The following is a 12,774-nucleotide window of genomic DNA, read 5'->3' on the forward strand; positions in this document are numbered from 1 at the left end:
GACTAAATTCGTAGGGAATTTATACTTGACGAAAATAGTCGAGATTAATCCCCTGCATCATCATGAGACTTACCACGAAAGGCCGTTTCGCCGTTACGGCGATGATCGACCTGGCCATGCGCCAGGACGCGGGTCCCGTGACGCTTGCGGGCATTAGTCAGCGTCAGCGAATTTCCCTCTCTTATCTGGAACAGCTGTTCGGTAAGCTGCGCCGCCATGAGATCGTGGAGAGCGTGCGCGGGCCGGGCGGCGGTTACAGCCTTGCGCGTCGTGCGGAAGAGGTGACGGTCGCCGACATCATCATTGCGGTCGACGAACCGCTTGACGCCACACAGTGCGGTAGCAAGGGCAACTGCGAAAAGGGCCAGGACGGCCATCGCGGCCACTGCATGACGCACGAGTTGTGGGCGACACTCAACCAGAAGATGGTCGAGTATCTTGATTCCGTTTCCCTGCGCGACCTCGTCGAGCAGCAGCGTAGCAAGCAGGCCCAGCAGACGGTCCTGCGCGACACCCGCGAGTCCGGCGCTACGAGTCAGACCATCGCTACGCGCATTCCCAATTCGGTCTTCGATATGGCCCGTTCATAACAGGCGCCACGGCACGATCCTGGAGCACCCCATGAAAAACGACACCCTCAACCTCCCCATCTACATGGATTACAGCGCCACGACGCCGATTGACCCGCGCGTGGTGGACAAGATGCTGCCCTACCTGCGCGAGCAGTTCGGCAACCCGGCATCGCGCAGCCACTCGTTTGGCTGGGCCGCCGAGCAAGCGGTGGAAGAGGCACGCGAGGAAGTGGCCAAGCTGGTGAACGCCGATCCGCGCGAGATCGTCTGGACGTCGGGCGCCACCGAGTCGAACAACCTCGCCATCAAGGGCGCGGCACACTTCTACCAGGGCAAGGGCAAGCACCTCATCACGGTGAAGACCGAGCACAAGGCCGTGCTCGACACGATGCGCGAACTTGAGCGCGAAGGCTTCGAAGTCACGTATCTGGACGTCAAGGACGACGGTCTGCTCGATCTGGATGTCTTCAAGGCGGCCCTGCGTCCGGACACGATTCTCGTGTCGATCATGGCGGTGAACAACGAGATCGGCGTGATTCAGGACATCGAAACCCTCGGCGAGATCTGCCGCGAGAAGGGCATCATTTTCCATGTCGACGCGGCACAGGCGACCGGCAAGATGCCGATCGATCTGGCTAAGCTGAAGGTCGACCTGATGTCGTTCTCGGCGCACAAGACGTATGGCCCGAAGGGTATCGGCGCGCTGTACGTGCGCCGTAAGCCGCGTGTGCGTATCGAGGCACAGATTCACGGCGGCGGTCACGAACGCGGCATGCGGTCGGGCACGCTGGCCACGCACCAGATCGTCGGCATGGGCGAGGCGTTCCGTCTCGCACGTGAAGAGATGGCGGCAGAGAACGAGCGCGTGCGTATGCTGCGCGATCGCCTGCTGCGCGGTCTGACGGAAATGGAAGAGGTGTATGTGAACGGCGACATGGAACAACGTGTGCCGCACAACCTGAACATCAGCTTCAATTTTGTCGAAGGCGAATCGCTGATCATGGCGATCAAGGATGTCGCGGTGTCGTCGGGTTCGGCGTGCACGTCGGCCTCGCTGGAGCCTTCGTACGTATTGCGTGCCCTGGGCCGTAACGACGAACTGGCGCACAGCTCGATTCGCTTTACGGTGGGTCGTTTCACGACCGAGCAGGAAGTCGACTACGTCATCGAACTGCTCAAGGGCAAGATCGGCAAGCTGCGCGATCTGTCGCCGCTGTGGGAAATGTACAAGGACGGGGTCGATCTGAATTCGATCCAGTGGGCCGCACACTGAGCATTCAAGGAGTTAGCCATGTCGTACAGCAAGGAAGTTCTGGATCACTACGAAAACCCGCGTAACGTTGGCTCGTTCGAAAAGGGCGATGACGCCGTCGGTACCGGTATGGTCGGCGCCCCGGCTTGCGGTGACGTGATGAAGCTGCAGATTCGTGTGAACGAAGCCGGCGTGATCGAAGACGCCAAGTTCAAGACCTACGGCTGCGGTTCGGCGATTGCATCGTCATCGCTCGTGACCGAGTGGGTCAAGGGCAAGACGCTGGATCAGGCGCTCGAAATCAAGAACACCGAGATCGCGCAGGAACTGGCGTTGCCGCCGGTGAAGATTCACTGCTCGATTCTGGCCGAAGACGCCATCAAGGCGGCCGTAGCCGACTACAAGCAGAAGCACGGCCAGACGGCCGAGCCGGCAAAGGCCGCCTGAGCGGCACGACGGATAAAGGAATCAGGCAAAAATGGCCATTACATTGACCGAGAAGGCCGCGCAGCACGTTTCGCGTTATCTGACGCGGCGCGGCAAGGGCGTGGGCCTGCGGCTGGGCGTGAAGACGACCGGCTGCTCGGGCCTGGCCTACAAGCTGGAATACGCCGACGAAGTGGCGACTGAAGACACGGTCTTCGAGAGCCACGGCGTGAAGGTACTCGTCGATCCGAAGAGTCTGCCGTATATCGATGGCACCGAGCTGGATTTCGCGCGCGAAGGCTTGAACGAAGGGTTCCGCTTCAACAATCCGAACGTCAAGGATGAGTGCGGCTGCGGCGAGTCGTTCCGCGTCTGACACCGTGCCATTGCGCGAGATCGTTGGTTTTCGCCAAGACGACGAAGGCCAGTGGGTCGCGCGATTGGCGTGCGGACATGGGCAACATGTCCGGCATCTTCCCCCGTGGCAGATCCGGACATGGACGCAAAGTCCCGCAGGCCGTGAAGCGATGCTCGGCACGACGCTGCCCTGCCGCAAGTGTGAGCGCGGCGAGCCGTCCGATGCGTGAAGCGCATCAAGCGGCGCAGTGAGGTTGCTGCGGATGCCGCAAGCCTGGGCCGCCGTGGTGAGCATGGCGGGCGGTGAGCAACAGCGTAGGCAGCAAGGCGGCGCGAGCCGCTTTTTTTACGGGCCGAAGGCGGGCCGAGTGCGGGTGGCGTGACGCGACGGCATGTCGCATCGACGCCCGTGACGAATGAAGAGTGCGCGATGAGTGCGTTGACTGACAACTATTTCACGCTGTTCGATCTGCCGCAGCGCTTTGCGCTAGACATCGAGTCGCTCGAGGCGGCCTACCGTGCCGTGCAATCGCGCGTGCATCCGGATCGATTCGCGAGTGCGAGCGACGCCGAGCGGCGCGTGGCCATGCAATGGGCTGCGCAGGCGAACGCTGCCTATCGCACGTTGCGCGACCCGTTGCAACGCGCGACGTATCTGCTCACGTTGCAGGGCATCGATGTGGGTGCGGAGAACAACACCGCGATGGCCCCCGATTTCCTGATGCAGCAGATGGAGTGGCGCGAAGCGATCGATGACGCCGTCGCCGCGCGCAATATCAATGCCCTCGAAGCGCTCGCCCGGTCCCTGCGCGACGATCGTCGTGTGCGGCTGACCAAGCTGGGTGACTGGCTCGAAAGCAGCGCCTGGCAGCCGGCGGCGGAAGCCGTGCGGCAACTGATGTTCATTGCGCGCGCCGAAGACGACATCGCGCAGCGCATCGAAATGCTGGAAAACGCGTGACGGCCCGGTGCGGCGCCGTCACATGTCATTGAGAACTGCTTGAGAACAGGGCGCACGCGCGAGCGCGTCGCCCGCATTGCAAAGTCATGGCCCTTCTGCAAATTTCCGAACCCGGCATGTCCCCCGCGCCGCACCAGCGGCGACTCGCCGTGGGCATCGACCTGGGCACGACGCATTCGCTCGTGGCCTCCGTACGCAGCGGTGTGGCCGAAGTCCTCCCCGACGATCAGGGCCGCGTGCTGCTGCCGTCCGTCGTGCGTTATCTGGGCGGTCATCGTACCCAGATCGGTTACGACGCCAAGGCGGCCGCCGCGACCGATCCGCGTAACACCATCGTCTCCGTCAAACGCTTCATGGGCCGGGGTCTGGCCGATGTCGCGCACGCCGATAACGCGCCGTACGATTTTGTCGACGCCCCCGGCATGGTGCAGATGACCACCGCAGGTGGCGTGAAGAGCCCGGTGGAAGTGTCTGCCGAAATTCTTGCGACGCTGCGTCAGCGCGCCGAAGACACGCTCGGCGACGATCTGGTGGGCGCGGTGATTACCGTTCCCGCGTACTTCGACGACGCGCAGCGTCAGGCCACCAAGGACGCCGCGCGTCTGGCCGGTCTGAATGTGCTGCGCCTGCTCAATGAGCCGACGGCCGCCGCGATCGCGTACGGTCTCGACAACGGGGCGGAAGGCCTCTACGCCGTCTACGATCTGGGCGGCGGCACATTCGATATTTCGATCCTTCGTCTGACGAAGGGGGTATTCGAAGTGCTCGCAGCGGGCGGTGATTCTGCGCTCGGCGGCGACGACTTCGATCAGGTGATCTACCGCTGGGCGGTGCAAGCTGCGGGTCTCGATGCGGCCTCGCTCACGCCTGAGGATGTGCGTGGCCTGCTCGATCAGGCGCGCACGGCAAAGGAAGCGCTGACCGACGCCGAGCAAGCGCCCATCGCGCTTGCGCTGTCTGGCGGACGCCACGTTGCGCTGCAGCTCACCCGCGAGCAGTTCACCGCGCTTGGCGCACCCCTCGTGCAGCGCACGATCGGTCCGATGCGCAAGGCGCTGCGCGACGCCGCGATGGGCCCGGAAGATGTCAAGGGCGTTGTGCTCGTGGGCGGCGCCACGCGCATGCCGCAAGTGCGCGCGGCCGTCGCGGCTTTCTTCGGTCGCGAGCCGCTGGTCGATCTCGACCCGGATCAGGTAGTGGCGCTCGGCGCTGCCGTGCAAGCCAATCTGCTCGCCGGCAATCAGGCGGAAGGTGACGATTGGTTGCTGCTCGACGTGATTCCGCTCTCGCTCGGTGTCGAGACGATGGGGGGCCTCGTCGAGAAAATCATTCCGCGCAACGCGACGATTCCGGTGGCGCGTGCGCAGGAATTCACCACGTTCAAGGACGGCCAGACGGCGATGGCCATTCACGTGCTGCAAGGCGAACGCGAACTGGCGTCGGATTGCCGGTCGCTGGCCCGGTTCGAGCTGCGTGGCATTCCGCCGATGACGGCCGGTGCGGCGCGCATTCGCGTGACGTATCAGGTCGACGCCGACGGGCTGCTGTCCGTCTCGGCACAAGAGATGCACTCGGGCGTTGCGGCCTCCATCGAGGTGAAGCCGTCTTACGGTCTGGCCGACGACGACATTTCGCGCATGCTGCAGGACAGCTTCGGCTCGGCCGAGCAGGATATGCGCGCCCGCGCGCTGCGCGAGCAGCAGGTGGAAGCAGAGCGTCTGCTGGTGGCGATCGACAGTGCCCTGCAGGCCGACCCGGAATTGCTCGAGGCCGCAGAGCGCGCAAAGATCGATAGCCTGCTGGCCGACTTGCGCCAGAAGGCTTCCGGCGATGATCAGACGGCGATCAAGGCGGCGACCGAAACGCTCTCGCACGCGACCGATGAGTTTGCTGCACGCCGCATGGACAAGAGCATCCGTGCAGCGCTGGCCGGCCGGCGCGTGGCGGACATCGACAAACTGTAAGACACACACGGAAATCCAAAGCCATGCCTCAAATCGTTGTATTGCCCCACGTCGAGCTGTGCCCCGAGGGCGCCGTGCTGGAAGTTCCGACGGGCACCTCCGTGTGCAGAGCGTTGCTGGACAACGGCATCGAGATCGAGCATGCGTGCGAGCTGTCGTGCGCCTGCACCACTTGCCACGTCATCGTGCGCGAGGGCTTCGAGTCGCTCGAGCCGGCCGAGGACGAGGAGGAGGATCTGCTCGACAAGGCCTGGGGCCTGGAGCCGACGTCGCGCCTGTCGTGCCAGACCTTGATGCCCGCCGACACCGATCTGGTCGTCGAAATTCCCAAGTACACGATCAATCACGCCAAGGAAAATCACTGAGCAACGCCGCTGGCGTCGTGTGGTGACAAGTCAGGAGAAAAGGAGCCTGCCCCATGAAATGGACCGACATTCAGGACATCGCGATTGCGCTTACCGAGGCACATCCCGATGTCGATCCGCAATACGTTCGCTTTACCGATCTGCACAAGTGGGTGATGGCGCTTGACGGTTTCGACGATTCGCCGGACCGTGCCGGTGAAAAGGTGCTGGAAGCCATTCAGATGGCGTGGATCGACGAAGTCTGACGACAGCGTATCGCGTTGGACGATGACCGAGCGGGATGACCCGCTACGCTACGCTGCGTAGTCGGTGTTTCGGTCGACGGTTCGGTCAAAACAAAAGCCGCTCATTTGAGCGGCTTTTGCATTTTTCTGCGATGTCCGTCACGTCGAGTACGACGCGCCGGGCGCGACGATCATCCCGCGCGCACCAGTCCGTTGTTCTCGAGCCGCACGCGATCGCCTGGCTGCACGCCCGGTGCCGACTGATACGTCCAGTAGCGAGTCTTGCCGGTATCCATACGCACGTACACGCGATAGACGGTCTCGGAGCGCACACGCTTTTCGACTTCATTGCCGGCCAGACCACCGCCCAGCGCGCCGACCACCGTCATCGCGGTGCGCCCGTTACCGGCGCCGAACTGGTTGCCCAGCAGGCCACCGGCCACGGCGCCGCCGACAGCGCCCAGACCCGATGCGCTGCCTTGCGTACGGATCGGCTCGACCGACTGCACGGTGCCGCATGTCGAGCAGGCGCCCGCCTGTTGTTGTGCGGCGGCTGCCGAGGTTCGCGCATACGACGGTTGCGGAGCAGGAGCAGGTTGTGCCGGGGCCTGCTGCGGTGCGTATCTGGATTGCTGAGTGGCTTGCTGAGTGGCTTGCTGCGGCACTTGCTGGGCCTGTTGTGACGCTTGCGGCTTTCCTTGCGGCGATTGCAGCGAAGACGACGACGGTTCTTGCGTCGAGGTCAATGCGTATTGGGAAGGGTTGCCGGCCGGCGCTGGGCCGTCCGTGCTCTTGGCCACGGGCAGCACGCCCGTGATCGCGGCCACGCCGAGCAGGCTGACGACGACGACGCTGCCGGCGGCGGCAGCGACCAGTGGATGCATGCGACGCGGTTGCAGATCGTTATCCATATTGTTTTCTCCATCGTGCGGTTGTTGCGCCCCCCTTTTTGCGTGCTGGCATGCACGGGGGTTTCGCTTAAGAAAAGTTTCCGTCAGGGCAAGCGCGGCATGCGTTTCATTTTGTAACGCGATGTAAGATGTGCATCGCGGCGACGCCGTGAAAATGCACATTGATGGCGCGGTAAGTGCATGAAAAATATAGAAAGTTTCTGTGTTTGATGTCATTCTTCGTGCCCCGCGCGCGAGGGTGTCTTAACAAATGAAACAAGTCGCGGAGGAGGACGGACGTGAATCGTCAGGCGGCGTCATCCGATTTGCCGTTGGCATCCGAAGGAAGGGGCTCGAGCCGCGATACGATGCCGCGCGGCGTGCTCATTGCCGCAGGTGTCGCAATGTTCGCGCAGTGGCTCGCATTGGGCGCGTGGGCCGTGAGCTGGCTGACGAGCGACGGCCGGGGAACGCAAGGCATGCCACCGCTGGGACACGACTTGCGCGTTTTCTGGACCGTGTCATGGATCACACGTCATGCCGACGCGCTTGCCGCATTCGATCCCGCGACGTTCGTTCCCGCCATACTTCGGTTCTTTCCCGCTTACCCGGAGGCCGGGTACTGGTTATATCCACCGACCTTTCAATGGCTCATCCAGCCGCTGTCGTTGCTGCCCTATCCGTGGGCATACGCGGTGTACGTGATCGTCAGCGTTGCGGCTTTCGCGATCGCGGTGCGGGAATGGAGGCAGCGCTCGCGCTGGCCATGGCTCGTCGCGATGGCATTTCCGGGCCTATGGATCGCATTGCTCGCCGGTCAGAACTCGCTCATCACACTGATGTTGATGAGCCTGGCGCTCGCCTATTCCGGCACTCGGCCGCTGCTTGCCGGGCTGTGCGGCGGGCTGCTGGTGATCAAGCCGCAACTGGCGATGTTGCTGCCGCTGTGGTGGCTATGCGCCCGGCAGTGGCGGGCACTGAGCGTCATGATCGTGACCGGTGGCGTCTGTTGCATCCTCTCGTTGGCATGGTCCGGTTGGGCGCTGTGGGACGCGTTCTTCACCGCAGTGTCGCAGTTCAACGCGGACGTGGTGCAGCAAGGTGCAGGCGGCATCTGGCATGCAATGCCAACGGTGTTTGCGGCAGCGCGCCTGCACGGTGCAACGTTACCGGTGGCGTACGCGTTATATGCCCTCGTGGCCGGTCTGTCGGTTGGGCTCGCCGCATCGCTGTGGAGCACGCGCGCGCCACTGCCATTGCGTGTGGCTGCCGCCATCATGGCGACGCTGCTCGCGCAGCCCTATTTGCTGTACTACGAGCTGGCGTGGCTCATCGTGCCGTTGTTGTGCCTGACGACTTCGCGCGACTTGGCCGGGACGACCGTACGACCTCCTCGAGGCGCGCGATTCGCCGGCGTGCTGCGAATCGCTGTCTGGCTGCTACCGTTGCAAGCGTACCTTGCGGTGCTCTGGACGCCGATGGGGCAGTGGGGCGTCTGGCTGTTACCGTTGACGATGTTACTGATCGCGGCGCGCGCATTGCGGTGGTGGCGCGCGCATAATGGCACGTATTGTCTGTGAACGTCATTCCTGTCGACTTGTCCCAACGTCATGATCGATACCCTGCCTCCGCTGGACACGCCGCTCGACGCAGCCGCCCATCCGCACGTCTATCCGTATGTGGTGCAACGTACCTGGGTCGATATGCACGATCCGGCGGGTGACGTCAGCGAGCCATTTTCCGATGACGTTTTCGTCACGCTGGTGCTCGATGGCCCGGCAGGGCTGCGCCGATTACAGTCGCGAGATCTACGCGAGGCCGGTCTGACATTCGAGGCGGCATTTGCACAAGCGGCATCGAACCTTTCCCGGGCATGGTCGGCGCGTCACTTCGAGTTCGGCATCGCCCGGCTCGATGACGGCACCCTCGTCGGCGGCTGTCGCGGCAACTGGATGGCACCTGCCGGGGGACTGGTGCTGGGCAATCTCTATCAATCGATGGTCGAACACTTCGACGTACCGGAGTTTGCTGCTGTTGCCGTGAATCGCACACTGCTTCTCGCGTTTCCAACCGACACAAAGACACTATCCTCGCTGGCACTGCGCCAGTTGGTGGAGGAGGGCTCGAGCGGCGCGATTCTCCCCATCTCGCGTAGCTGGCTGCGACTTGATGGCGACTGGCCGTCCGCTTATCGCGGTGAACCGGCGTTTTAGGAGGGACTTCCCCATTTCGCTTGAGTCGCGCGCCGGATGCGACAAACCAGGGGCGGTGGCGACTTGCCGGCCTTTCTTGCCGATGCAAGCTCCCGTCGAAGTGCCGATACTGGGCGGCACGTTCATGCCGTTTGCCGCATCACCTGATGTGGCCCTGGTGACACCGCGTTGCGAGATTGATGCCAACACCGATACCGACGTTTCGGACGAATCCACAGACGCATCCGCCGTCGAGCGTCTCACAGATCGCTTGCGCCGTTGAACGTCGGCCGCGAGTCGAAAAAAAACCGCAGCACCCTGACGAGGGCTGCGGCTGATTCATGCTTGCCGTAGGGCGCGAGGCGAGGGGCAATAGCCCGTCGCCTCTGGATCAGTCTTCGCGGCGCAGGTGCGGGAAGAGCAGCACGTCGCGAATGTTCGGGCTGTCGGTGAGCAGCATGATCAGACGGTCGATGCCGATACCGCAGCCGCCCGTCGGGGGCATGCCGTACTCGAGCGCGCGAATGTAGTCGGCGTCGTAGTACATCGCTTCTTCGTCGCCGGCGTCCTTCTGCTCGACCTGCGCGCGAAAGCGTGCGGCCTGATCTTCCGGATCGTTCAACTCCGAGAAGCCGTTCGCGATTTCGCGGCCCGTGATGAACAACTCGAAGCGCTCCGTGATGCCCGGCAGCGTGTCCGACGCACGCGCGAGCGGCGAGACCTCCACCGGATAGTCGACGATGAAGGTCGGCTCCCACAGTTGGCTCTCGGCCGTCTCTTCGAACAGCGCGAGTTGCAGTGCGCCGAGACCGGCGTTCTTGAACTGCGGTGCATCGACCTTCACGCCATACTTGCCCAGCGCCCCGCGCACGAAGTCGATGTCGGCCAGTTGCGCGTCGGTGAATTCAGGCGCGTACTTGCGGATCGCTTCGACGATCGTCAGACGATGGAACGGCTTGGACAGGTCCAGTTCACGGCCCTGATACTCGATGGTCGCGGTGCCGCGGGCATCGACGGCGGCGTTTCGGATCAGCGCTTCGGTGAAGTCCATCAGCCAGCGGTAGTCCGTATAGGCTGCGTAAAACTCCATCATCGTGAATTCCGGATTGTGGCGCGGCGACACGCCTTCATTACGGAAGTTACGGTTGATCTCGAACACACGCTCGAAGCCGCCGACGATCAGGCGTTTCAGATACAGTTCCGGCGCGATACGCAGATACATCTGCATGTCGAGCGCGTTGTGGTGCGTGATGAACGGCTTGGCCGCAGCGCCACCCGGGATCGGGTGCAGCATCGGCGTTTCGACTTCCATGAAGTCGGCGTCTGTCATGTGCTTGCGAATCGAGGCGATGGCCTTGGCGCGAGCGCGGAACGTGTTGCGCGTCTCGGGCGAGGTGATCAGGTCGACGTAGCGCTGACGGTACTTCGTCTCTTGGTCGGACAGTCCGTGGAACTTGTCCGGCAGCGGACGCAGTGCCTTGGCGAGCAGGCGCAGTTCCTTCACCTTGACCGACAACTCGCCGGTGCGCGTGCGGAACAGTGTGCCGGTCGCGGCGATGATGTCGCCGATGTCCCAGCCCTTGAAGGCGGTCATCGAGTCGGCGCCGACGTCGTCGCGGCCGATGAAGAACTGGATCTGGCCGCTGCTGTCCTGCACGGTGGCGAACGCGGCCTTGCCCATCACACGCTTGAGCATCATGCGCCCTGCCACCGACACGGGGACGGGCTCGGCTTCGAGCGTTTCGTTATCCACGTCCTGGAAACGGGCTTGCAGATCGCCCGCGTGATTCTCCGGGCGGAAGTCGTTCGGAAACGCCACGCCGTTGGCACGCAGTGCCTGCAGTTTCTCGCGACGCTCCACGATGAGCTTGTTGTCGTCCTGCGGCAGGTCGCCAGCCGGGGTGGCCGATTGGGCCGGAGTGTTTTGATCGGTCATGATGCGAACGATGAGGTTATTCGGTAAAACGCAGCGTGTGCAGCAGGGCATTCTTGAGCGAGCCGTCGGGCGCGCCCAGCCAGATCAGTTCGGTGCGATCCTGACGCGGTCCGGCGTTGGCCGCCGCACTCGGGTCTCGCACGAACAGCGCCGCGATCGCCTGCGAGCGCGGCTCATACAAAATGTGGACGTACTCGCTAGGGCAGTCGTGAGGCTTGCAGCTTTGCACCAGCAACCACGGTCTGCCTGCCACGCTCACGCGTTGCGACGGCGTCGACGTGCCCCCCTGACGTACCCACGCGGGAACCCCACGGGGCGCAACGATGCGTGCATACGCGCCCGAGAAGTCCGGACGCTTGAGCAATTCATGCAGGTACGGTCCCGTCTCGGGATTTGCACCGGGTGCGCCCGGCGTACTGGCCGGGGCAGCAACGGCGGCGCGCTGCATGCACAGCGCGCTCACCACCCACACGGCTAGCGTGCGGACAAACGCCATTCCTTACACTCCCTGCTTGAGACTCGCGGAGATGAAGTCGTCCAGATCGCCGTCGAGTACCTTGCCGGTATTGCCGGTTTCCACGCTGGTGCGCAGGTCCTTGACGCGCGACTGGTCGAGCACGTACGAGCGAATCTGGTGGCCCCAGCCCACATCGGTCTTGCTCGACTCCAGCTTGTCCTGCTCGGCGCGACGCTTGCGCATCTCGTGCTCGAACAGGCGCGAGCGCAGCATGTCCCACGCTTCGGCGCGGTTACGGTGCTGTGAACGGTCGTTCTGGCAGGCCACGACGATGCCGGTCGGGATGTGCGTCAAACGAACGGCGGAGTCGGTCTTGTTGATGTGCTGACCGCCCGCACCGGAGGCGCGATACGTGTCGGTGCGAACATCGGCCGGATTGATGTCGATCTCGATCGAATCATCCACTTCCGGGTACACGAACAGGCTGGCGAACGACGTGTGGCGACCGCCCGACGAGTCGAACGGCGACTTGCGCACCAAACGATGCACGCCGGTTTCCGTGCGCAGGTAGCCGTAGGCATAGTCGCCCGTGACTTTCAGCGAGGCGCTCTTGATGCCGGCGACGTCGCCGTCCGACACTTCAAGGACTTCGGCCTTGAAGCCCTTGCGTTCGCAGTAGCGCAGGTATTGGCGCAGCAACATGCCGGCCCAGTCGTTGGCCTCGGTGCCGCCGGCGCCGGCCTGGATGTCGATGAAGCAGTTGTTCGGGTCGGCCGGGTTGTTGAACATCCGGCGGAATTCCATCTCACCCACGCGCGCGGCGAGCGCCTGCGTGTCGCTTTCGAGCGCGAGCAACGAGTCTTCATCGCCCTCGTCGCGGGACATCTCGAACAGTTCCTGCGTATCGGAAAGGCCTGCGTCGAGCTCGGTCAGGTTGGTGACGATGCTATCGAGCGCCTTCTTTTCCTTGCCGAGTGCCTGCGCACGCTTGGAATCGTTCCAGATGTTGGGATCTTCGAGTTCTTTGTTGACTTCAATCAGGCGAGCTTGCTTGGCATCGAAGTCAAAGATACCCCCTGAGCTCGCCAACGCGGGTGCGCAGGTCGGCGAGCAGGGATTCAAGGGCGTTAAGGCGTTCGGCTTCCATGAGCTATGACGGTTGCGAATTCGGGAAAACC

At 63.2% G+C, this 12,774-nt stretch carries 16 protein-coding genes; 12 read left to right on the forward strand and 4 right to left on the reverse strand.

Annotated features, from left to right (window positions below; translation table 11 throughout):
• Nucleotides 1–62 precede the first annotated feature (62 nt).
• The 9 genes from iscR (at nucleotide 63) to iscX (ending at nucleotide 6,142) form a co-directional block, all read left to right on the forward strand.
• The gene (iscR, locus tag PBR20603_RS08685) at nucleotides 63–590 is read left to right on the forward strand and encodes a Fe-S cluster assembly transcriptional regulator IscR (protein WP_150559143.1); all 528 of its coding nucleotides are present in this window, start codon (nucleotides 63–65) and stop codon (nucleotides 588–590) included.
• Between the two features lie 31 nt (nucleotides 591–621).
• A complete protein-coding gene (locus tag PBR20603_RS08690; protein WP_150559144.1) occupies nucleotides 622–1,845 on the forward strand; it encodes an IscS subfamily cysteine desulfurase in 1,224 nt (407 codons plus the stop codon).
• An 18-nt stretch (nucleotides 1,846–1,863) separates the two neighbouring features.
• Nucleotides 1,864–2,271, forward strand: a complete 408-nt coding sequence (gene iscU, locus PBR20603_RS08695) for a Fe-S cluster assembly scaffold IscU (protein WP_150559145.1) — start codon at nucleotides 1,864–1,866, stop codon at nucleotides 2,269–2,271.
• A gap of 31 nt (nucleotides 2,272–2,302) precedes the next feature.
• Nucleotides 2,303–2,626 carry an iron-sulfur cluster assembly protein IscA gene (gene iscA / locus PBR20603_RS08700; protein ID WP_150559146.1) on the forward strand — a complete coding sequence of 108 codons (324 nt, stop codon included), beginning with the start codon at nucleotides 2,303–2,305 and terminating at the stop codon, nucleotides 2,624–2,626.
• Nucleotides 2,592–2,837 (forward strand): DUF3565 domain-containing protein, encoded by a 246-nt coding sequence (locus PBR20603_RS08705; RefSeq protein WP_150559147.1) that lies wholly within the window; start codon nucleotides 2,592–2,594, stop codon nucleotides 2,835–2,837. The genes iscA and PBR20603_RS08705 overlap by 35 nt, the downstream gene beginning before the upstream one ends.
• A 200-nt stretch (nucleotides 2,838–3,037) precedes the next feature.
• Nucleotides 3,038–3,568 carry a Fe-S protein assembly co-chaperone HscB gene (gene hscB, locus PBR20603_RS08710; protein WP_150559148.1) on the forward strand — a complete coding sequence of 177 codons (531 nt, stop codon included), beginning with the start codon at nucleotides 3,038–3,040 and terminating at the stop codon, nucleotides 3,566–3,568.
• Between the two features lie 86 nt (nucleotides 3,569–3,654).
• Nucleotides 3,655–5,532, forward strand: a complete 1,878-nt coding sequence (gene hscA, locus PBR20603_RS08715; protein WP_150559149.1) for a Fe-S protein assembly chaperone HscA — start codon at nucleotides 3,655–3,657, stop codon at nucleotides 5,530–5,532.
• Nucleotides 5,533–5,555: 23 nt separating this feature from the next.
• Nucleotides 5,556–5,897: an ISC system 2Fe-2S type ferredoxin gene (gene fdx, locus PBR20603_RS08720; protein ID WP_150559150.1), complete on the forward strand. Its 342-nt coding sequence runs from the start codon at nucleotides 5,556–5,558 to the stop codon at nucleotides 5,895–5,897.
• A 53-nt stretch (nucleotides 5,898–5,950) separates the two neighbouring features.
• Nucleotides 5,951–6,142 (forward strand): Fe-S cluster assembly protein IscX, encoded by a 192-nt coding sequence (gene iscX, locus PBR20603_RS08725; protein WP_042115426.1) that lies wholly within the window; start codon nucleotides 5,951–5,953, stop codon nucleotides 6,140–6,142.
• Between the two features lie 170 nt (nucleotides 6,143–6,312).
• On the opposite strand, the gene PBR20603_RS08730 is transcribed toward iscX, so the two are convergent.
• Nucleotides 6,313–7,032 carry a glycine zipper 2TM domain-containing protein gene (locus PBR20603_RS08730; protein ID WP_150559151.1) on the reverse strand — a complete coding sequence of 240 codons (720 nt, stop codon included), beginning with the start codon at nucleotides 7,030–7,032 and terminating at the stop codon, nucleotides 6,313–6,315.
• Nucleotides 7,033–7,310: 278 nt separating this feature from the next.
• Here PBR20603_RS08730 and PBR20603_RS08735 point away from each other — a divergent pair, with 278 nt between their 5' ends.
• From PBR20603_RS08735 to PBR20603_RS08745, 3 genes are all read left to right on the forward strand, one after another.
• Nucleotides 7,311–8,591 (forward strand): glycosyltransferase family 87 protein, encoded by a 1,281-nt coding sequence (locus PBR20603_RS08735; RefSeq protein WP_150559152.1) that lies wholly within the window; start codon nucleotides 7,311–7,313, stop codon nucleotides 8,589–8,591.
• A gap of 30 nt (nucleotides 8,592–8,621) precedes the next feature.
• Complete coding sequence (locus tag PBR20603_RS08740) at nucleotides 8,622–9,224, forward strand: hypothetical protein (protein WP_150559153.1); 603 nt, start codon at nucleotides 8,622–8,624, stop codon at nucleotides 9,222–9,224.
• 82 nt (nucleotides 9,225–9,306) lie between these two features.
• A complete protein-coding gene (locus PBR20603_RS08745) occupies nucleotides 9,307–9,486 on the forward strand; it encodes a hypothetical protein (protein WP_150559154.1) in 180 nt (59 codons plus the stop codon).
• Between the two features lie 108 nt (nucleotides 9,487–9,594).
• Here the strand turns inward: PBR20603_RS08745 and lysS are convergent, their stop codons facing one another.
• From lysS to prfB, 3 genes are all read right to left on the reverse strand, one after another.
• Entirely contained in the window at nucleotides 9,595–11,139 is a 1,545-nt protein-coding gene (gene lysS, locus PBR20603_RS08750; protein WP_150559155.1) for a lysine--tRNA ligase, read from the reverse strand.
• A 16-nt stretch (nucleotides 11,140–11,155) separates the two neighbouring features.
• Nucleotides 11,156–11,635 (reverse strand): Ivy family c-type lysozyme inhibitor, encoded by a 480-nt coding sequence (locus tag PBR20603_RS08755; protein WP_150559156.1) that lies wholly within the window; start codon nucleotides 11,633–11,635, stop codon nucleotides 11,156–11,158.
• A gap of 3 nt (nucleotides 11,636–11,638) precedes the next feature.
• A protein-coding gene (gene prfB, locus PBR20603_RS08760; protein ID WP_174977849.1) for a peptide chain release factor 2 occupies nucleotides 11,639–12,743 on the reverse strand; the annotation gives its coding sequence in 2 pieces (ribosomal slippage) (nucleotides 11,639–12,670 and nucleotides 12,672–12,743; 1,104 coding nt in all).
• Nucleotides 12,744–12,774: the final 31 nt, after the last annotated feature.

This window comes from Pandoraea bronchicola (genome assembly GCF_902459805.1).
GTDB classification, from domain to species: domain Bacteria; phylum Pseudomonadota; class Gammaproteobacteria; order Burkholderiales; family Burkholderiaceae; genus Pandoraea; species Pandoraea bronchicola.